Below are 22,006 nucleotides of genomic sequence, written 5' to 3'. Positions count from 1 at the left end.
AGTGGAGCTTATTTAATGAAAAAACCTCGCGTTTTGCGAGGTTTTCATAATATTAAACTGAGTTATTTGATTTTTTGCCCGTCAAAGTCAGGAGACTTTGCGGAACGGGCAAGATACCTCTTACTATAAAAGCGGCTCTACTCGTTTATTTTAATATCACCAATAAATATTAAATATTTTCCGGTATCCTTTGTTTTTACAAAAATACTATCATTTCTTTCCTCTATTATGGGATATGAGCTATTTAAATAAAATATGTTATTACCTTTTCTTTTAACTGATAGAGAATTATATTGCTCATACACCTTAGGAATCTCGCCGTCCTCTCCAAGCTTATAATAAATTAAACTTTCTGTACTTGGATTAATAACTTCAGCTAATTTACCATCAATGTAATGAAGTTTATTTTCGATTTGAAAAACACCATTTTTATTATATATATAACAATCTGGAGAATACAATTTAATAAAGTTATTATCCTTTTTGTAAGATTCTATAATATAAAAATCTCCACGATATGAGTCTTTACATGATAGACAAAGCAAAAATAAAACAACAATATTACTACTTAGGTAAAGTAACCTGTTTAGTTCTTTCAACATTTTCTCTTTTTTGAATTATTATTTTAACTTTTGAATTTCCAAACCAGGAATCTTTATCAGATTGATTCCTAACACCTCCAATAATCCTTTTGGTTTCATTATCTGAAGGGTTAGATTTAGAATTTCTTTTATTAAAAATTCCAAAACAACCTAAAGAACCTCCTGCTCTTACTCTTTGTTTATCATTATAAGTAGGGTCTTTTTCATTTTTATAATTACCTCCAACATGTATCATGATTGATTTTGCAGTATTAGCTTCTTTACCATCTTGATTAACTCTTGGCTCAGAGGCTAAAATATCACTCCCATTTTGCTCTAGTGCATAGGCTGCAGTATCATTATTATGGGGATATGGTGCATTATAGACACCTTCATATTCATTATTAGTACCATCTAATGGCTCAAATGCCCCATTCTTTATCGTCGCCTCATCCCCATTAATATTACTGATTTGCCAAGAATCTCTACTTACCATCGTTTCCATTTTAAAATTAGAATCCTCATCATCAGTTATAATAGCTCTATATAAGGGTACTCCTATCGTGACATATGACCCTTGACCACGTCTATTATCTGCACCTATTAACTTTATATGCCCCCAACCAACAACTTGATTAGTAATTGTTATAATGGGGTCATACGGTTCCATCCCTGTTGGATCCGTATAGCGTACCGGATTATCAAACGTATAGATGTATGGACTCCAACTTGGGTATTTCTCCGCTAGTGGATCCACCCCGTACCAAATACTCGCTCTCGGATTATAATATCTTGCTCCATAATAATACAGCCCTGTTTCTCTATCCAGTTCTTTTGCATTGAACTTATATGGGTTATCATATACTCCTGTTTGCTGCTCCAGCATTGTTTCTCCGAATGGTAAATTTAAGAAAAACTGCGTACTCTGAGCACTGGAATTGGTAACAAATGTTGCCGTTCCTAAATGGTCAGTATGTAAATAGTATAATCCTAACTGGCTGGTTGGTCCGTTTAAAGTATTCAGCTCTGCCAAGGAAATATCACCTACTCCTGCTTTTTCAAGATACGTTTTGAAATCAACAGAGGGGTCTGGTTCTCTCATTGTGGTTCCCTGATCTGATGTTCTGAGATTTAATGGAATAAAAATATTACCTCCATCCATCACCCTGCTGGCAAATCGGGTTGATCCTTCAAAATAATGTTTGGTATACTGCCCGTTTAAAGATACCGTTACATACGGATTGGGATACAAAGTGTAATCAGTTAAGCTTAAGCTCCCCGGATCTACCAACTCTCCGTTCTGATACAGCTGAGAGCTTCCATGAAGGTTGTATTTTATCGTTCTTTCTCCTTTGTCGTCGTATGCATAATACTGGTATACTCCGGAGTCGTCACTATAGAATGCTTTCAAACGGTCCTGTTCATCCCAGAACATCTGCTTGGCTCCAAATTCATCGATATGTTTGATGGTATTCCCATTATCATCATATTCGAAAATATGCTGTGTACCACTGATATTACCGTCAATAATTGTCTTCACTTTATGAGTTTCCGGAATATACTTGTAGTTATTAGAATACGTATTCAATGGGTTCGGCTGCTGGTCGATCTGATGCACCTGCTCCTTCAATACAATTCCTCCACTTTCGTTATATGTTACCTTTCTAAGCTCAAAATGTGAGTTACTTTGCGCATATGGAGAAGTATTGGGTGTTGTAGGAGTTCCTCCTTTATCATTAAGCCCCATATCACTTTCCGTACCAATCAATCTGTTTAAGGTATCATATCCGTATTTGAAAGCATACGTTCCTCCCATCTGGTTCGGAGTTACTCCTACGTCATTGGCAAGACGGATAATATTTCCTCTCTTATCATACTCATAGCTGTTGGATAAGAACGCATCGGAATTGCTCCATAATCCAAAGTGATTTAACCTTCTGTTGGTAGCAATATATGAATAATTTGTTCTTGTTCCATTTCCATAGTTGGCTGCTGTTCTCTGCTCATAAAGGTCATATTTGATATTCTGAATATAATTATAACTTCCGTTGCTTACCGTTTTAAGATTTCCTCCCAGGTCATAATTGTAAGTAAGCTGCTCTCCATCCGGATAGGTCAGTTTTTTAAGACGGTTCCAGCTGTCGTAGACATAATCCGTTTTGAATTCCATAGTCGGAATATTGTAACCGAATATTCTGCGGGTTTCCGATATTACTTCACCCAGCTTACCATAATTGTAAGTAGTATATCCTGTGCCGTCTGTTTTCGTTGTAATCCTTCCGGAATTATTTCCTGAATTGGCAGGCATATAATCATAATGAACGTTATTAGGATTAGTAACTCCGCTCGGAAGATCAGGAAGTATAATATCTGTCAGTCTGTTCTTATCATATTTATAATGAATCTGATGGGTTTGTATAGTGGGATCATTTGCCAAATTTGGAGTTCCAAACCAGGTAAGATGTCCCGCAGCATCATATACATAAGTAGTAAGTCCTTTATCAGGATGTACCATTTCTGTTCTTCTTCCGGCAAGGTTATACTTATAAGTTGTCTTTATACCTTGCGGATCAGTTACGTTAAGCAGTTCACCTATTGTATTGTATTCAAATTTTGTAGACAGCGGGTTGCTACTCAGGTAATTTATTTTCTCTACAACCTGTCCTTCTGCATTGGTGAAAGTTTCTGTCCTGGTCACATCCAATTCTTCAATACTTTTAAACAGATTCCCCTCTATTTCGTAGCCAATTGATTTTTCAACACCGTCTTCATATTTAATATTCGTAATCCTATCAGAGTGGTCGTACGTATTGGACAACATAAACTGACTGAGATTCAGATTCAGATTATTATCCTGAATGTCACCTTCCTGAGGCTGATATTGATATAGCTGTCTTCCGAATACATCAAATATTGGTCTTCCTGAAACGGATCTGCGTTCTATGCCATTAATATCAATATCTTTCTTCACCTGTATTACTCTACCCATGAAATCTGAATAGGAATCCGTATTGATAAGATTATTCGGATGGTCTGCATCATAATGAGAGGTTCTGGCACGGAATATTTTAATATTCTGATCCGAACTTGGCATACCATAATGATCAAAATAATAGGAATGAGTTATCGTAGAAACATTTGCAGGACTATAAGGCTCAATGATGGATATTGGTCTTCCATAGTCATCATATCCATATTGTATTACATTTCCTGTAATATCTGTGCTTTTTGTTAATACATCCAAATAAAGATTATACTGACCAAAGGAAATATATCCAAAAGCATCTGTTGTCCTTATTACATACTTACCAGTTTCAGCATCATATTCGTAGGATATAGAATATCTATTTTGTGATTCATCAGGCGGATAAGTTACGGTTTTAACATTACCGGAAGGTTCATAAGTATAATCTGTTATGATATCCTGAGAACCATCAGATACGATGTATTTTCCGATATCTCCTGTATTAACGTTTACATCCTGGGTTTTTCTCTTTCTCAAAAGAGTAGATCCCGTTCCGTCATATACATTGATCTCTTTTGGTACTGCGATCATATTTTTATTCAGTCCTGTCCAATAAGTGATCACAGATTTATAGGAATTGGTAGGGCTGGTATAAGTATAATTTGAAACCAATCCGGTATTATAATCATACTCCATTTTTTCCGTAGTTTCTATTTGCCCACCATTTTCATATCTCGTATTGATCTTTGTATTCAACAGAACGGTAGCCATTTTTCTACCTTCTGTTCCTCCGGTATCAAAACTTTCCGCTAAGTAATTAGGGTCTATTTTGGTTGTATTATCTTTAAATTTATATAAACGATAATTATAGATTACTTTGGAAATTAACGCATCATTTCCCGAAAGGATTTTACTTTCTTTAATTAATCCATTTAAGAAATAACTTGTGTTGTAATACGTATCCTCTGTTTTACGGTAAGGATTTCCATCGATATTTATTTCTTCACGTATTACTTTTCCGAAACCAAAATTATCTCTTTCTCTTCTGTCATATCTAGAATTTTCAAATTTATATCGGGTCACAATATCTTTCTCTGTATTGGAAAGCGTATAGTCTGTACTAAAGACATCCGGGTTTAATATTTTAACATCTTTAACCACCAGCTTTGCATGCGGATCCCCATAGTTCGGCTGTGTAAACTGGTAGTCTACAGTATACTTTCCTTTGGTAATGTTTTGAGTAACGGACTTCAGCTTATTGGTTTTCCCAATCAAGGAGTAATTAACTATAAATCCATTGTTTTTATCTACGACAAGGTCTACAAATCCATCACCGTTCATATCTCTGAAAGCCTTTTGAGTATCAGAAACATTGATACCCAGATTGGCAGTGGCCCCTGCACCTACTTTTATGAAAAGATTCAGAATCGGAACAGGAGGAATAATCGGTATAGGTCCTATATTTACCATAAAGTGTCCTCCGAAAGAGAAATAGCCATTATATGAGCCACTTTCTTCGGTGAAATCCACATTTCCTACTGTTTTAAGCAACGGAATTGCATCATCAAATTTATGTCCTAAATTATAACGAACACTGGTTGATTTAACACATCCTGCTAAGCCATCACAGTTTTTTACCTCAAGAATATCAATTAACCCATCTCCGTTAATGTCTTCATATACCACATCAGCTGTTCCTTTAGAAGCAGAACCTCCCAGGCTGGCACTGATACCGAAGCCAAAGCTGCTTAATGCTCCCATATTAGCAGAAGATCCCAAACCTCCACCTATAGAAATGTTTTCACTTCCTATTGGGTGAGATCGGTAAGTAAGCATATTTTCAACAGGCTTGCGCGCTAACAGCTTTTTTCCTAGATTGAGCATCACACCCATATTCAGATCGCCTCCATCTACTACTCTGTCAGGAAGTCCATCACCATTGATATCCATCCAAAAATTTCTCCCTGAATCAAATGAGTTAAAATACTTTGTAACTCCTGCACTAGCAGATCCCGATCCTGACCAAGGCATTGAAGAATCTCCTTTTGAAGTAGTTCCTAAAAGACCATTTACACTAATTCTTCCAGTGGCCGAAAAAAGGTTGTAAGAGAATCCCAGAGAATTCATCTTCTGATAAGTATTAGAATCAGTAGGGAATCCTCCCGAGGAAACCAGGCTTATATCCTCTAAACTTCCGACAGAGTTCGTCATTTGAATAGACTCCGGATAAACCATATCGGGATAACCATCACCATTAATATCAGAGAATGTCTGAGTTTCAATACTTCCTTTCCCCCAAGGTACAGTTTCAGATTCAGCTGCAGATCCACTTATACTCCCTGATGATACACTTAATGTATTCGTCGTATTACGGGTGTAGCTGCTCTGTTTTCTACTGATAGCCTTCATTGTGGTATCCAATGAAAGTACTCCTGTTACCAGAGTAGTAGGTGTTACCGATGGTGTATTAGGTATAGGATTATTGAAATAATTGACAGTTTCATCATCCTTGAAAGAACTTGCAGAAGCAAACTGATTCTCTCCGGCTCCCACCCAAATACTTTTAACAGTGTAACTCGTACCTCCTGTATTTACCAGTGAACTATATGGTTTCATTGGAGAAACAAATTGGGAAATTGTATTATTTCCTGTGTTAGGATTCGCATTAGGTAAGTTATCAATACACTTAGCCAACTCCTCTGCAGTTAAAGGAGGTTGCTGAATACATTGTGGATAAGTATTTTGAGCTACATTACCCGGAGTCAGAGTTTCTGCTTCAATCGGTTTTCCATAGGTGTAACCTTCTATGATTCCCGGACTGTATAAAAATTGTCCCCAGTTATTATAGACAGCAGTTTTCGGGTTATACATTGCTGTATTTACCGAAGTTGGAGGTACAGAGGTAATCAGCTCACCACTTCCGTAAATTTTGAATGGTTTCCCTTGGAAGTATTGAGAGTATTTATTAAATAAAGCATAATCACCGTCTGTTTTACAGTATACCTGAATATTTACAAGATGAGGTTGACCAAATTCAGGTATTGTTAAATCTCCCTTATAAAAATTGATAGGATTTATTCCCGGAACATCAAATGCTCCAATCATATCCTCTTCTTTAATCACGGAGTTAGCTCCATTAGCAGCTACAGTTACTTTTCTTTTTCCCATAACTGTAGATCCGGTTTTGATTACGTAATAAAACGATCCGGTTGAAAGAGTAGAAAAGTTTGTAACACCTTTGTCTATCTGAACTCCATAAGCTCTTTTCCCACTAACGATGTTAGGATTGTCCTGTGTATTTCTAATGTCTATTTTTCCTCTTAATTGTGTTACGGCATATGAAGGATACTGGACAACAGGATACAGTTCTACATTGACTGACGTATTATTATTTGAAACTGCATTATAATTTACTTTTATTTTATCCTTCCAGTTACTATTGAAGAATGATGTATAAGAATCTGATTCAACAATAAACCTCAAGTAAACCGGCTCGCTTGAATTTACATTCAAAGTACCTGTAAAAGTTTCAGTATTGAATGAATCATAGGACTGGACATATTCAGAAGAATGAAGCACTGTAACTGTACCATTATTAGCATTTTCTGCAATCACTTTAAAGGTAAAGCTATCTGTAGTATTGGTGAAATTAACACTTTCCACTGTAATATTTGCTGTCCCCGTACCATCCAGATACACTGATGATAATAAATTATTGGTAAGGAAGTTACTTCCATAATTTCCGTTATTCAGCTTAAACTGATCCTGAAATACAAACTTACTTGACAAAGGGGATCCGGTTGATGGATCAACATAAATAACTTCCGGATTAGAGTTTACCTCTAAATTCTTATTCTGGCTTTTATGCAATCGTATATATACTTTCTCACCACTTTTTACAAAAATCCTGTTGGAACTATTAGCAGCTCCTACCTGATTGGATACTGTATTATATCCTGGGGAAATAGTATTCATTTCTGTATAATAATCATTATACTTCGAGATCGAGATATTTTTCGCAAGGCCCCCGGGATTCAGTTCCGTAAGATAAACTCTTGTATTAACAGAAGCACCCGAAGACATATAAGGGGCTTCCACCGAATAATACATTTTTATGGGTAAATCATTCGGATCTCCAGTATAAGAAGGTACGGATATATTATCTTTAATCGTGATATAACCATCCTGTGAAGCTATCCATACTTTTACAACATCAGTAATTGGTACTGCCGGAATATCTGGAGTAACAATAGGATCGTCCGGTGGTAAGACCGGAGGTGCAATTGGCTTGTCCTTCACTACCATATTTTCTGTAAATTCAGAATGTTTGGTCATTTCAGGCTGTTGTGATATCTTATTATATTTATTAAACCATACCTGCCCATTATTGACAATATCAACCAATCCGTCAGAGTTAGCATCAATCAGATAGGTAGATGTGGTCCCTCTGGATGTAGATTTAATCTGGGATTTGCTGTATACAACTGCTCCCATATCCCATCCTGAATTGTTGGTCTTGGTTTCAGTATAAGTAAAGTTATTATTATAATTCAATAAGGGCTTAGCTGGTAAAAAAGATAAATTTCCATATTGGTCCAGTTTTCCCTGACTGAATTTCAGTTCAGAAGAAGTTCTGTAGATCATATCCTGAATACCATCACCATTAAAATCAATAAGTTGCTGTGCATTTTTTGCTTCAGCAGTAGAATATCCAAAAGGAAATCCAAACATCAGGTGTCCATATGCGTCATTGGAAGAATAAAAGAAATTCAACCCAGCAGCCGGTCTGAAGTTCAATCCATTTTCAGAGGAAATATTTCCATTGATTTTGGAGGGTTTTAGGATGTTTTCGATCAGTCCATTATAGACATTTTCAGAATTCTGTACCTGTACCTGGGTGTCAGGTCCAAATATCTGATTATTTTCTACCTGGTTATAGTATTCAAAAGAATAGTCATCAATAATAGGAAGCGGATTAACAAGTTTAATGTTGTATACCTGACTGTATAATCTTTTTAACCTTGTTTTATTAAATTGTCCATCTTCGTATTCCACACCATATGTTCGTATTTTTTCTGTCTTATGTTTTATATCAATTGATCTTAAAAGATACGGTTCTACCCTCTTTACCCCCTGTTTAGCATTGATACTGATATCTTTTCTGCTAATCCCGGTTTCAGCAATAAAATTAACACTATAATCCTGATTTTTTCCATAAGTTATTTTTTGAATATGAAAATAAACTCCTCCGGTTATATTGTTATTTGTTCCTAGATCTAATGTATTATTCTGATAAGTAAAAATCATTTTATTGCCATGGGCATCTTCTATCATTCTCAACCCCCAGTGAACAATCTGACCTGCATCATTTTTCACAATAGAATTGCTGCTCCCACCATAATAGCTTTTGGTTCCGTTTGTAGAGGTCACCGTCCATGAATACTCTGCAGGACTGTTCCCCTCTCTTTCTATAAGAGTAAAATCATGATTCTTTCTAAGATAAAACTGTTTTTTTCCTGTTGCATTTCTCGATTGCCTTGTAGTTGTAATATTCGTAGATGTTTCACTTACATTATTATGTCTGTGAGGCAGGTAGCCCCCAGGATAAACAAGCATTTCCCCATCCAAGGTATATAGTTCAGTTTCCTGACTACCAAACATGGGCGTTCCCCATCTGGTATCTACTGTAATCGCAGATAATCCCTGAAGATCCCATCCTTCACCCATCCATCCGTTACCCGCGCCACTGTTGTAGCCTATAGCTAAAGAAGGCTGTAATCCTCCCAAACCAGCAGGAACCTTGATAGGATAATTCATATTGGCATCACCTTTCTGATTTGCTGTAGGTGCATTCATAAGTTGCATACCTGCCATTGGATCAGCTGCTTTCAATCCACTGATACTAGTTGGTGAAAAAGCCGTCGTTTGGGGAGATTCCGGAGCGGAAATAATTCCGTTGATATAATCATGATCTCCATCTCCTTCTACCATTACCGTTTTATTTTTCTCATCAACAACTGATTTGTCTGCTACCCATTGTTTCTTGGTATAATCAAAGTGAAAGATTTTAATATCTTTTGGAGAAAACAATCCCAACCTTTTGGTATCGTAAGGAATAGTAATCTTAGCTTTTTTCTGCAGATTCCCGGACACTACTGAAAATCTGTAAGCGGCATTATTCAATGTTACATTTTTAAGCCCCTGAGATACCGCAGGAATATCTTTTTCTCTTAATTTCAGAACTTCAATGTAAGCCGATTCTGATGTTCCTTTTTCTATAGAAACATTCATATTTTCATAGCCTATACTGAATTCTTTATCTTTTGAAATTTCAACACCTTTTGGTTTTGCATAGTAATGATCAACTACTTTAAAGGCTTTTGTTGAAGCCGGAATTTTAAAGGTATTGGATATTCCTTCTGCCGTAACAGAGAATAAACCGTCCGTTTTATCTTTTTCCGAAAGTCTGATTACTTTTTCAAACTCTCCTTTCTTTACAGTAACAGTTTCGTTATTTACTATCACATCTGCCAATGTTCCTGAATTCCCTTTTACATATAGCTGATCATCAGAAAGCATAGAACTAATTATGGGAACGGTATCTGATTTTTCATCTTTCTCAAAGACCAGACGCAAATTTTTAACTTTATATTTTACGCCTGCAGAAGGTGAAGTAAATAATACAGAATTGGAACCTGTTTTAATAAGTCCTGAATTAAGCGCTTCTTTTTGATGGCTCCATTTTGCACTTGGAACAATAATTCCTCCTCCTATAGCAATATTATGATTGATAGACCTGGATACAGACTCATGAGAAGCCAGACCAAATAAGTCATATTCCAGATAAACTACCGTATTCTCCTTCACAGCAGGAATATCTATCGTGAAAAAGTTATCAGAAACTTCATCTTCCTCCTGGTCAGTGAAAGTTCCGATTGTTCCTTCTTTTTCTATTGAGGGATAAAAATTATTGATACTACTTTTAGCATCAGTTGTTAATTCAGAAAATTCCTCTTTTCCATTTTCTGCATCAGCAAATACGGAAGATCTTCCTTTCAGAAGATTCTTCCGGGAAAACTTCTCTGATGGTGATAATAGTTGAGAATTGTCTTTTACATTTTGATCAGGCAAATCTACTGTTTTATGAGTCCATTTACTGAGGAGATCTTTTTTGAATTCCCGTACCTTCTGTCTGTCATCTCTGGTAAAGCTTGCAAAAACAAACATACAGCCAAAGAAACCCACTAACAGAAGTGATTTCCTGGTAACAGGAAATTGATCCACATTTATTTTCATGATATAGTTTTAATCAACGATTAATTTGAACGTTTTTATAATTTTTTTGTCTTGGATAAGATTGATAATATAAGCACTCTGAACGTCCAACTGCCCTGTATAATGAGTTGATTTCCGGTCTATATTATCAAGCTTTACAAGTCTTCCCGCTCCATCATAAATGGAAATTCCAAGTCCTTCCATAGAAGGAAAAGTAACGGTAAATATCTGTCCTTTTTTAACAGGGTTGGGATAGAGATTAATTTTGGTCAGATTCAATGATAAGTCACCGCTGCTTACAGGTAATCGGGAGCCTGAATTTTGATTTTGACCTGAGCTTTCTGTTTTAGGATTTTTCAGAGGACTAATTGCAAAAGTAAAGTGAGCAGTATCACCACTATCAAATTCATTCAGAAAATCAACTTTATTAAAAACAATATACTTTTCAGCTTCGGTACCCTGAATTTTTTGAATACTGCCATCAGTTTTTTTCAAAAACATCCAGTAAGCAATAGGTAAAGAGTCCGGATTTACTGTTTCTTTCAAAATCCTTATTGTATAATCTTTTGTGGGAACCTTATTTCCTATAAAGTTTATTTCCCAGTTTTTCTGAAGGATATCAAAATCCCCGTCATTTTTCAACGATAATTCTTTATTATCATCAGACCAGATTACAAACTGATTATTATCAAAAACTGCATGATTTTCAACATTCGTTCTCTCGATAGCGTTTTTACCAATTGTTAAAAATAAATCTGCCTGGTTGGACGACTGTTTTTGATACAATTCATTACCATCGTCTCTTCCTAATCCGGTAGGTCTATATTTAAATTCTTTATGCTTTTCCGGATCCCAGATAATCTTTCCATTACTGCTGTAATATTTTCCTTTTTCCAGTGAAATTCCATATTTAATAGAAAGATAAGAGTGAATTTTATTAAGATCCGCAGATTTTGCTTTTCTTGACAAAAATATCATCTCATAAAGGTTCTGATCTTCAAATTTAATTTTCAAACTATCAGATTTCTCACGGTTCAAATCAGCAATTGCTACAAACGAAAAAATACTCGGCTTTTTTCTAATTTCAACGTTTTCTTTCCCATCGGTTTTAAAGTTGTTATTTTCTAGAAAAATCTTCTTTTCAGTATTTTCCCATATCAATTCATCTTCCTTCGATCGATGGACAGCTGTAAGAGTATAACTCTTATTTTTACTGTATTTAATATATTTTTTGAAGAGCTTATCCTTGATACCACAATGAAAATTGAGTAAATTTCCATCTTTGTACTTCGTTACTTCGAGAAGTGTTGGATTGGCTTTTTCCCATAGTTGAACATTAGATCCAACCAGTTGAGAATAAGCAGAGACAGTGCACGATAAACAAATTATCGTGAATGCCTTAGAATAAAAAAGGTTATGCATATTAGTTTTTTTTACCAATAGTCAGCAGCAGCCGACTGAAGTTTAGTTTAAAAATTAATCGAAAAAGATAAACTATCTTAAAAATCCAGAATATAATAGTATAAAGAGATAGAAGTGATTAATTTATTCATAAGATTACAATTGTATTAGTTTTTTTTTACAAATTTATAAAAGAAATAGATACCACAAGTTTTTTTAAAAACAATTTTTATTAAGAAGAAAAAACTATAATCCTTTTATTTGGTAGAATGATTAGTGAGAAATTTATTATTAAAACAAAAAACATGAACAATGCTTTCAAATTTAAAGAGGAAAAAAGAAAAATTTTTAAACTTTTTAAAACAAGATAAGTCTATGGTTATTAACCCGGTAAAGGTAATAAAAAAGAATTCAGGAAAATTAATTAAAAAATATTCTTCATTTTATTTTTTTTATTCCAAAAAGTATTGCAAATTTGCAGCCCTAAAAACGATGTAAATTCGTTATTAATAACACTCTCGGGGCGTAGCGTAGTCCGGTCATCGCGCCTGGTTTGGGACCAGGAGGTCGCAGGTTCGAATCCTGCCGCCCCGACTTAAAAAAATTAGGGTGCGTAGCTCAGCTGGATAGAGCATCTGCCTTCTAAGCAGACGGTCAAAGGTTCGAATCCTTTCGCGCTCACATAAAGACTTACTGGAAACAGTGAGTCTTTTTTGTTTTTATTCCCTCAAACAATAATTACTAAATAGAGCATCCCGATTTCAATCGGGACGGCAAAAGTTCGAATCCTTTCGCGCTCACATAAAGACTTATTGGAAACAGTGAGTCTTTTTGTTTCTCCTCAGATTCGGGTAAAACAAACCGTTTTAGCATGGGATTATAAAAACAGTATAAGACTATGATTTTTAAATATGTACAATTAATCAAGAAGCACTCATGAAAAATTAATTAAAAATTATTCCTTATTTTATTTTTTTATTCCAAAAAGTATTGTACCTTTGCAACCGCAAAAACGAAGTAAAATTCGTTACTGATGACACCTTCGGGGCGTAGCGTAGTCCGGTCATCGCGCCTGGTTTGGGACCAGGAGGTCGCAGGTTCGAATCCTGCCGCCCCGACTTAAAAAAATTTAGGGTGCGTAGCTCAGCTGGATAGAGCATCTGCCTTCTAAGCAGACGGTCAAAGGTTCGAATCCTTTCGCGCTCACATAAAGACTTACTGGAAACAGTGAGTCTTTTTTGTTTTTATTCCCTCAAACAATAATTACTGAATAGAGCATCCCGATTTGTAATCGGGACGGCAAAACTTCGAATCCTTTCGCGCTCATATAAGACTTTCGGAAACAGTGAGTCTCTTTGTTTTAATACCTACAATTACTCAAACGAAAAAAAAGAAATGGGACATCCGGATTCATCATTATTTATTGAAAATAAAAGTTTATTAACCGGATAACTTATCCTTCCTGTTGAAAAAATCAATGTATAGCTTATATAAGATATCTCATTGTAACCGTATAAGCCCATATTATTCTGATGTATTATTTGATTTATTGTTCATTTTTCATCAGTAAATCTATTTTATATTTATTTTAAAAGTAGGATTTGCAGTATTAATTCTTAGTAAAAAACACAGGTAAAGAATGACTTACTCTTATTAATAAATTATTTTTTATTTCTTGTTAACGTCTTTGCGCAAAAGCAAACACAACAACCACACCATAACAAAGCCTATCTACAGTGCTTACAAACTATTAACATACATCATGCATACAACATAATAAACAACTCTACATATAGCACAAAAACAAAATGATGTATTTATGATGTATTCAATTATTCTTCTTGTTTGTTTTTTTTTTTGAAATTGCAGACAAATTACTGATTCTAAAGCACAAATAGATCAAAAAACCTTTATGATGCCTACAGGTGGGATTAATAGTCCCACCCGTTTTTTTAAATGGCATTATGCTGAATGACAAGAATCAATACACTGCAGATTATATAGATTATATCTTAATGAATTTATTTTATCATGTATCCATCTCATTCCTGTATTATCTTTAATTCTATAGCCATGAACACATTGAAAAACTTTAACAGGATAATCTATTGCCTGATTTTTACATTTTGTTGTTCTAAACTATTTCCACAACGCTATACTATACACCAAATAGATACTTTACTTATAAAAACCAATGAAGAACTCAGGACAAAATTATCTAACAAAGATCTTATCATCTGGAATCAAAAAATTATAAAATCCGCCATTAAGAATAAATATCCTAAGGGAGAAGCATGGGGTTATGCCAATATTGCGAATCGTCTATGGTTGACGGGAGAATTTAAAAAGGCTCTGGAATATCTGAGCTATGCGGAAAAGAAATCGAAAAAGATTAATGATGGCTTTCTTACCGGTAAAATCAATCAGGAGTATTCACAAGTCTATAACAGAATGAATCTACCCAAAATGGCTTTAGATTATAATTTAAAAGCCATGAAATATGCTTTAAGATTAAAAAAAGATAATCAGGACTGCCGTTTTTTCTTACGGTATGTCTATTCAACCCGGGCGGTTTATTTCAGCGGAACCCAACAGCTGGACTCATCACTTATCTATCTCCATAAAGCTATGAAAATTGATCCCAATCCTTTAGATATAGCCCATATAGCAAGGCATTATACAATATACAAGTGGAATTTAGATTCAGCCAACTCTTATTTTAAAAAAGCCTTTGACCTGTTAGAAACCCAAAGGTTTAAGCATAATAAGTACCAAACAGCAGTAGCCTTATATGATTATGGCATTTTTATGCAGGTACAGAAAAAAAATAACGAGGCTATTAATGCTTTCAGCCAATCTGTTAAACTGGCAAAAGAAGTAGACAGACCTCAGCTGGTTTTAAATGATTACAGATTGCTTGCCTCGGTGTACAAGGCGCTAAAAAAAACTGACAAAGAAGTTGAATATTTAAATAAAGCAGCCTCACTAAATGATAGTATATACAATAACCTAAGCAGTGCTATCACATTATCTTTCAATAAAATAACTAAAGAAGATGAGGAAGAAAAAATGAAAGCTAAAAATCAAGCAGTTTTATGGTATGGAGGGATTTCATTTGTAATCATTACTGTATTGTCTCTTTATTTTTATCAGCAGATTAAAAGAAAGAAAAAAAAGCTTGTAGAAAGCAAACAAATCATTCTTCAGCAGGAAGAAGAAACAAAAATTCTAAAAAGAAAGCTCAGTGAAAATCATGAGCAGATCATCCAGCTGGCAAAGAAAAACAGTGTTGGTTTTTTATCATTATTTCAGAAGACTTATCCTGAAGTCTGCCAGCAGCTTTTAAAAATCAATCCTCGTCTTTCTCATTCCGATTTATCTTTCTGTGCTATGATATGGTTAGGATTCTCTTCAAAAGAAATTGCACAATATTCTTCAATGGAGCATAGATCTGTACAAACAAAAAAATACCGTTTACGCAAAAAATTATACCTTGATGCAGAAAGTGATCTCTATCAATCTATCAAATCAATATCTGAAACCGAATAATTTTAGAGGAACACAAACAGCTGTTTTTACTAATTAATAAATATGATGGTGGTTATCTGCAAACGGGTTTCATCATGACATTATACTAAAAATCCCTCAACCGTAATTGAGGGATTTTAATTACATTCTGATTTTATTTCAGTCTGTATGTATTTCCATTCCAAAGGTAAGTTTTGGAAGAATGTTTTTTCTTCTCTTTGTCTTTCTCGTCTACTTCCATATCTTCCACTTTTAAGATAAATGCATTGGGAATTCCTCCTTTATCATTTGGAAAAATATATTCTTCACTGTGATAAAAAACACCGGCATCCCCTACATTCATTAATTGCGGAAGAGTAATAAGTTTTTTATCCTTAAAAAGAACGTACTGATCATAGCCGGCAATTCCACAGGCTTCTCCGGAAACTGAAGCTTTAAGAGTAAATTCTACATTTTGAAGCTTGTGGCTGCTTTCAATATTAAAAGATGCTGAACTCAGTTCTTCTCCTTTTCCTGTATCAAAATACACCTCATCAAGGAGCATACTTCCTTCCAATACTTTTATTCCGGCAATATTCTGCTTTTCAGTCTCATTGAATTCTTTGTTCTTCCTGTCAATTGTTTTGGAAAGCCCAAAAAGGAAATCGTACCCGTTTTTATTGCGGTATCCTACACAAAGATTACCCCCCCAAATATATCCTTCCACTGTATTTTCACCTTTCTGATATGATATTTTATACCAGTTGGCAGCTCTTTCTCCCAATTTCAGAACGCCTTCTTCTTTTTTCAGAATCATTATCTGCTGATTGGTCTGAAGTGAATCTACAATCTGGGCATTTACTGTGGGATCTAATCTCACCCGGGTCCAATCTGTAAAGATCTTCTGCGTTTTATTTTCTTCGAAACCAAAGATACCATCTGCATATACTTCATTTTCCTGAGCTGTAAAAAACTGCAGCATCAGTAAAAGTAAAGCTGTCCATAAAGCTTTCATATTCGTATTTTGTTTTTTTGTGTGTTATTTTTCAAGCAGAAGACTTACCCATTCTTCACGCTGCAACTTCTTTTTAAGCCCTAGTCCGCTCTCTTTACATACTTCCAGAATATCATCTACATCAAAGAAGCAAAGGCCTGAAAGTAATAATTTTCCACCGTCATTCAATACAGAAACATAGGTTGGGATATCTGAAATCAGGATATTCCTGTTGATATTGGCTAAAATGATATCATAATTTTCTTTCCCTAAGTTTTCTGCAGTTCCCTGTTCAATATCCAGTTCTACATTATTTCTTACTGCATTTTCTTTTGAGTTTTCTACTGACCATTCATCAATATCGATAGCTTTGGTATCTCCGGCGCCCTGCTGTTTTGCATAAATGGCTAATACGGAAGTTCCGCATCCCATATCCAATACTTTTTTACCCTTGAAATCAATATCCATCATTTGCTGGATCATCAAATGGGTTGTAGGGTGATGCCCCGTTCCGAAAGACATTTTAGGCTGAATGATAATTTCATGCATTCCCGGTACAGATTCGTGGAACTCTGCTCTGATCAATACTTTATCATCTATATTAATTGGAGAAAAATTCTTTTCCCATTCTTCGTTCCAGTTGATGTTCGGCATTTCTTCGAAAGAATATTCGATTTTTACGTTTTCGTTTTCAAAGATCGGAAGTCCTTTCAACTGATCTTCGTGAAACAAATCTGTCTGGATATATCCTAAAATTCCGTCAATTTCTTCTGTAAAGCTGTCAAAGCCTATTTCTATAAGCTCTGCCATTAATATCTCATTCCAGGGTTGTAATGGAGAAATTTTGAAATTGAATTCTAAATAATTTTGCATGTGAATAATTTCTGCAAAAATACTAATGTTATTACTGTTAAAAAAATGATGGAGTCATTTTTGGCTGAAACCGGGGAGTTTTATGTTTTTTAAATTGTGGATGTGGTAAAAAAGTTTATTTGTGAATTTTTTCTCCCACAAATTATACGGATGACACAGATGATTGCATCGTATTTTCAATAGAGGCGGGTTTTAGCCCGTCTTCAAAATCATGACAAATTTCCATTGGCTTCAGCCAAAACGTATTTTTTCTATCCTAAAGGCTATGTAGATTTTTTGAAATGCGAAAGATTCTAAGTTTTGGCTAAAATTTAAATAGAAACATAAAAAATAAAGCGGGCTAAAGCCCGCTCCTATTGAATTTTATTGTTCATGAGAAGAATTCTTGTTAACAGCTTTAGACTTTAAACATTAAACTCTGAACTTTAAATTTTTAAATCTCTTAAGGATTCGTAGAGAAAATAGAACCGTTAGCGATCAGCGCTCTTCTGTTCATTTTGAGAATATCTCTTACCCATTCTGCGAAATCTTCCGGTTGTAATACTTTGTCAGGATTTCCGTCTGTAAGACCGCCCTGGATGCTCATATCTGAAGCAATTGTACTTGGAGTCAAGGTGATGACACGGATATTTTGTTTTCTCCATTCTGCCATCATGGATTGAGAAAGAGATACTACGGCTGCTTTTGAAGCGGCGTATGCAGACATATTCGGTCCCCCTTTCAGCCCTGCAGTAGAAGCTACGTTCACGATATCACCTTCTCCTTTAGCTTTCATAAATGGATAAGCTGCCTTAGCTGCATAATACACCCCGAAAAGATTGGTTTTAATCACCTGCTCCCATGTTTCGGATGGCATTTCTTCGATCGATCCAAAGTCTCCGATTCCCGCATTATTGATCAGAATATCAATTCCTCCCAACTGCTCTGCTAAAGATTCTATTCCAGCTTTTACCTGAATTTCATTGTCTACAGAAAATACGGCATATGCTGAATGTACTCCTGATTTTTTGATTTCTTCAACCGTCATTTTAAGGTTTTCCTCGTTTCTTCCTGTAATGGCAACGTTTACTCCTTCATTAGCCAAAGCAAGTGCAACAGCTTTTCCTAATCCTCTTCCACCACCTGTTATGATGGCATTTTTTCCGTTTATATTCATAGTAATAATACTTTTCTTGATACAAAGTTACGAAAGAACATTTTTACGAAACAGCGAAAACATGGATTTAATAGTTTTTTAATTGTTTATCGTAAAACTCGATAAAAATTAAAACCGGCTCATAAGAACCGGTTTCAAATCTAAAAAAGGTATAGTAAAAAAAATAAAAAGCTTAAGGAATCTGGATGGCGTTCTGAACTTCAAATTCTTCTGAAGCTGAGAATTCATTTCCATACATGTCTACAGCTTTCACCTCAACTTTGTGTTTTCCTAATGCTAATTTCTTAGGAAAATCCGCTTCCCAGATATGTTTTGACATTTCAGGATTGGAAGGTCTTCTTCCCGGAAGAATTTTCTCTGTAGAATCCCATTTGAAAACAGAAAGAGCAAAATTCGGGTCGATGGTTTCATCATATGTCATTTCTTCCCATTTTCCACCGTCTATTCTGTATTCTACCTTGTCTTTTTTGCTTCCCATGAAGAAATTGGCCAGTACTTTGGCAGAAGTTCTTGAGGAAGGAATTACTTTCGGAACATATAATTTGATCTGATAATCTTCCGGTTTTCCGGCAGTTCTGTATTTCACTTTATACTGATTGTCTGTAAAGCTGATGAAAGAATATCCTTTCGCGGTTCCGTCTCTCATGGTTGAGGTAGGAAGTCCGGCATCATCTGGTGTTCCTGAATACCAGTCGCCGCAGGTAGTTCCAACATTATATTCGTGTAATTCTTTTATTCCGTTCCAGCCTGCTTTTTTGCCATAGAAAATCTGTTGCTGGATATGGGTATGTGCTGACAAAAGCAATACATTCTGGAAAGGATTTAAGAAATCAAATAACTTCTGACGGTCCGCATTTCTGAAGTTGTCTTCATTATTATGTTCCAATGGAATATGGAAAGAAATGACAATCAGTTTATTCTTATCAACCAGTTTCAGATCGTTTTCAATAAACTGAAGCTGATCTTCGCGGAATCCACCCCAATATCCTTTACCGTCTCTCGGGTCCGGATAAAGAATATCATCCAGAATGATGAAGTGTATATTACCATAGTTGAAAGCGTAATTGGCCGGACCAAAGTTCGATTCAAATGTTTCATCGGAAAGCTTGTCTTCTTTTGCATCATAATTCATATCATGATTTCCCATCACATTATACCAAGGCAGTCCAACTTCTTTCATAACGTCTGCATAAGGTTTCTGAAGGCTTAGATTATCACCTACCAAATCTCCCAGACTGATTCCCAGTACTGCATTTTTCTTGGTATTTTTCACTTCGTTTACGATTCCTCTTTTGAAGTAATCCAGTTCTTTTTCTGTGTAAGGCTGAGGATCACCGAAAACAAGGATGTCAAAATTTTTGTTTTCGTTTTGCTTATAAAGCGGGAAGTTCAGTTCTTTGGGAAGGTCTCCTGTGGGAGCAACTCCTTTGTATTTAAAATCTGCAGGGGATCCATTGGGTTTATGATGATAATAAAACTGTGGAAGATTGTTTGTATTTAAAGCTGTCTGATACCCTGAAGGTTTGATGACAAAAATACTCTGATCTTCCTGAACCGGAAGACTGTATCTACCGTTTTTATCCGTAAGAACTACCTGAACACCATTAGAAACGGCTACTCCTTCAATTCCTTTTTCGCGGTTTTCTTTCTTTTGGTTTTTGTTACTGTCTTCATATACATATCCAGACACAGAAGCTTGTGAGAAAGCCATTGCTGAAACCAGCATACAAGGCATGATGTATTTTATATTGATACTCATTTTTTTAATTTTTAAATTATTTTAATCTTTAAATCACAATTATTTATTCCACCACATTTTCACATTGATATTGTCTCCTCCCATTGATTGTACGGCTGCATTATAGTTATCCGCATTCATTACTTTTGTAGCGGTAGGATACATGAATCTCACAGGCATCTGTCCGCCGTTCTGAAGTCCGCCGTTATTTGGAAGTGCCGGAAGTTTCGTACGTCTGTACTCATACCATTGCTGATGATCAACAAAAAACAGGGAAATGTATTTCTGAAGCATAATTTTTTCCAGAGAACCGTCATACGCCACTTTAGGATTACTGAAGTAATTGGCAGGAACTGTTGCTCCCCATTGTTCGATTATAGATTTCACCCCGGTTTCGTAATAGGTCTGCTGATTTCCTGCAATAATTCCTTTGTTAACCAATTCTGCCAGGATAAACTGTACTTCAGAATAGGTCATGATTAAAATCTTTAAAGGTGCTTTCGCCAGATTCTGGTTCAGGTTGGAAGGCTGATAGTTGAAAGATGTTCCCAACGCATATCCTGATGGAGCTCCTTTATAACCAAGATCTTCTCCTGATGTTGCTTTAGCTTTCGTAAAAAACATGCTCATCCTTGGATCATTGTTATCTTTCATCGCATTAACAAAGAATTCACCTGCTGCCCTGTACGCTGTAAAATCCTGTGGACGGGCGATCGGCGGTAAGTAAGGAGATATTCCGGAAAGTGGCAGAACTGCGCTGTCTGTATTGTTCTGAAAAATTGGATATTGAGCCGGATTATTGATAATTTCCTGAATTCTTTCATACACATTCACTTCTCCGTTCCGGCTTAGAATTCTGGTCAGTAATCTTAATGACAGAGAGTTACAGAATTTTTTCCATCCTAAAATTCCGGTCTGACTATTTGTATTGGCGTTATAAAACAGATCTGTTTCCGTTAATGCCTGATTGGTATTGAATAACGAGTTGGCTGTTTTCAGGTCATTTAACAGCTGGATATAAACATCTTTCTGCTTATCATATTTTGGTTTTAAAATATTTTCTTCAACTCTTAATGCTTCAGATAAAGGGATATCCCCAAAAGCATCAGTAAGATTGGAGGCAATCCATGCGTTCAGGACCATTGAAATCGCCAGATAATTATTATTCTGTTCTTTTGTTGCATATTTTCTAAGATCGCTTACCTGCTTAAGCCATCTGTAAGAAGTATTCCAGTATCCGTTACCACTTTTTTCATCCATATAATATCTGCTGTAGGAATTTCCTTCGTTGGGAAAGTCTAAAGCGATCTGCATGATATCAAATGTAAAATCATCTGCCCTGTTATAGCCATAACTTCCCATTTCATACTGTATCGGAGCGAGAAGGCTGCCAACTGAAGGGTCTTTAACTTTACTGGTATCTGTATTCATTTCATCAAAGGTTCTGTCACAGGATTGAAGCATGAAAACAGAAACTGCCAATGTCAGATGTATGATTATTTTTTTCATTTTTAAA

The 22,006-nt window shown here is 35.5% G+C and carries 9 protein-coding genes and 4 tRNA genes; 5 read left to right on the top strand and 8 right to left on the bottom strand.

Going from position 1 to position 22,006, the window contains the following annotated elements; genetic code table 11:
- Positions 1 to 137: 137 nt before the first annotated feature.
- The 3 genes from ACLI50_RS17795 to ACLI50_RS17785 are packed head-to-tail and all read right to left on the bottom strand — an operon-like array spanning position 138 to position 12,243.
- Positions 138 to 602 carry a hypothetical protein gene (locus ACLI50_RS17795; RefSeq protein ID WP_343643603.1) on the bottom strand — a complete coding sequence of 155 codons (465 nt, stop codon included), beginning with the start codon at positions 600 to 602 and terminating at the stop codon, positions 138 to 140.
- Positions 565 to 10,842 carry a SpvB/TcaC N-terminal domain-containing protein gene (locus tag ACLI50_RS17790; protein ID WP_411414335.1) on the bottom strand — a complete coding sequence of 3,426 codons (10,278 nt, stop codon included), beginning with the start codon at positions 10,840 to 10,842 and terminating at the stop codon, positions 565 to 567. The genes ACLI50_RS17795 and ACLI50_RS17790 overlap by 38 nt, the downstream gene beginning before the upstream one ends.
- 9 nt (positions 10,843 to 10,851) lie before the next feature.
- Positions 10,852 to 12,243, bottom strand: a complete 1,392-nt coding sequence (locus tag ACLI50_RS17785; RefSeq protein ID WP_343643599.1) for a T9SS type A sorting domain-containing protein — start codon at positions 12,241 to 12,243, stop codon at positions 10,852 to 10,854.
- A 498-nt stretch (positions 12,244 to 12,741) separates the two neighbouring features.
- Here ACLI50_RS17785 and ACLI50_RS17780 point away from each other — a divergent pair.
- The 5 genes from ACLI50_RS17780 to ACLI50_RS17760 all read left to right on the top strand — a co-directional run bounded on the left by ACLI50_RS17780 (position 12,742) and on the right by ACLI50_RS17760 (position 15,771).
- Positions 12,742 to 12,816: transfer RNA gene (locus ACLI50_RS17780), tRNA-Pro, on the top strand.
- 13 nt (positions 12,817 to 12,829) lie between these two features.
- Positions 12,830 to 12,903 (top strand) — tRNA-Arg (locus tag ACLI50_RS17775).
- A 362-nt stretch (positions 12,904 to 13,265) separates the two neighbouring features.
- Positions 13,266 to 13,340 (top strand) — tRNA-Pro (locus ACLI50_RS17770).
- 14 nt (positions 13,341 to 13,354) lie between these two features.
- Positions 13,355 to 13,428 (top strand) — tRNA-Arg (locus tag ACLI50_RS17765).
- An 867-nt stretch (positions 13,429 to 14,295) separates the two neighbouring features.
- A complete protein-coding gene (locus ACLI50_RS17760; protein WP_343643491.1) occupies positions 14,296 to 15,771 on the top strand; it encodes a tetratricopeptide repeat protein in 1,476 nt (491 codons plus the stop codon).
- 133 nt (positions 15,772 to 15,904) lie between these two features.
- On the opposite strand, the gene ACLI50_RS17755 is transcribed toward ACLI50_RS17760, so the two are convergent.
- The 5 genes from ACLI50_RS17755 to ACLI50_RS17735 form a co-directional block, all read right to left on the bottom strand.
- Positions 15,905 to 16,744 carry an SH3 domain-containing protein gene (locus tag ACLI50_RS17755; RefSeq protein ID WP_202840915.1) on the bottom strand — a complete coding sequence of 280 codons (840 nt, stop codon included), beginning with the start codon at positions 16,742 to 16,744 and terminating at the stop codon, positions 15,905 to 15,907.
- 24 nt (positions 16,745 to 16,768) lie between these two features.
- Complete coding sequence (gene prmA, locus ACLI50_RS17750) at positions 16,769 to 17,596, bottom strand: 50S ribosomal protein L11 methyltransferase (protein ID WP_202840916.1); 828 nt, start codon at positions 17,594 to 17,596, stop codon at positions 16,769 to 16,771.
- Between the two features lie 442 nt (positions 17,597 to 18,038).
- Positions 18,039 to 18,752, bottom strand: a complete 714-nt coding sequence (locus tag ACLI50_RS17745; protein WP_343643489.1) for a 3-ketoacyl-ACP reductase — start codon at positions 18,750 to 18,752, stop codon at positions 18,039 to 18,041.
- 172 nt (positions 18,753 to 18,924) lie between these two features.
- Complete coding sequence (locus ACLI50_RS17740) at positions 18,925 to 20,487, bottom strand: calcineurin-like phosphoesterase C-terminal domain-containing protein (RefSeq protein ID WP_411414384.1); 1,563 nt, start codon at positions 20,485 to 20,487, stop codon at positions 18,925 to 18,927.
- Between the two features lie 63 nt (positions 20,488 to 20,550).
- Positions 20,551 to 21,999 carry a SusD/RagB family nutrient-binding outer membrane lipoprotein gene (locus tag ACLI50_RS17735; protein WP_227944210.1) on the bottom strand — a complete coding sequence of 483 codons (1,449 nt, stop codon included), beginning with the start codon at positions 21,997 to 21,999 and terminating at the stop codon, positions 20,551 to 20,553.
- Positions 22,000 to 22,006 lie beyond the last annotated feature (7 nt).

The organism is Chryseobacterium cupriresistens (assembly GCF_046614675.1).
Taxonomy (GTDB): Bacteria; Bacteroidota; Bacteroidia; order Flavobacteriales; family Weeksellaceae; genus Chryseobacterium; species Chryseobacterium cupriresistens.
The sequence above is the reverse complement of the archived record's forward strand: the minus strand, read 5'-3'. Positions and strand labels throughout refer to the sequence as shown.

Coding starts and splice junctions, on each gene's coding strand:
- ACLI50_RS17785 (WP_343643599.1), bottom strand. CDS start 12,243: ATGCATAACCTTTTTTATTCTAAGGCATTCACGATAATTTGTTTATCG.
- prmA (WP_202840916.1), bottom strand. CDS start 17,596: ATGCAAAATTATTTAGAATTCAATTTCAAAATTTCTCCATTACAACCC.
- ACLI50_RS17745 (WP_343643489.1), bottom strand. CDS start 18,752: ATGAATATAAACGGAAAAAATGCCATCATAACAGGTGGTGGAAGAGGA.
- ACLI50_RS17755 (WP_202840915.1), bottom strand. CDS start 16,744: ATGAAAGCTTTATGGACAGCTTTACTTTTACTGATGCTGCAGTTTTTT.
- ACLI50_RS17735 (WP_227944210.1), bottom strand. CDS start 21,999: ATGAAAAAAATAATCATACATCTGACATTGGCAGTTTCTGTTTTCATG.
- ACLI50_RS17790 (WP_411414335.1), bottom strand. CDS start 10,842: ATGAAAATAAATGTGGATCAATTTCCTGTTACCAGGAAATCACTTCTG.
- ACLI50_RS17760 (WP_343643491.1), top strand. CDS start 14,296: ATGAACACATTGAAAAACTTTAACAGGATAATCTATTGCCTGATTTTT.
- ACLI50_RS17795 (WP_343643603.1), bottom strand. CDS start 602: ATGTTGAAAGAACTAAACAGGTTACTTTACCTAAGTAGTAATATTGTT.
- ACLI50_RS17740 (WP_411414384.1), bottom strand. CDS start 20,487: ATGCCTTGTATGCTGGTTTCAGCAATGGCTTTCTCACAAGCTTCTGTG.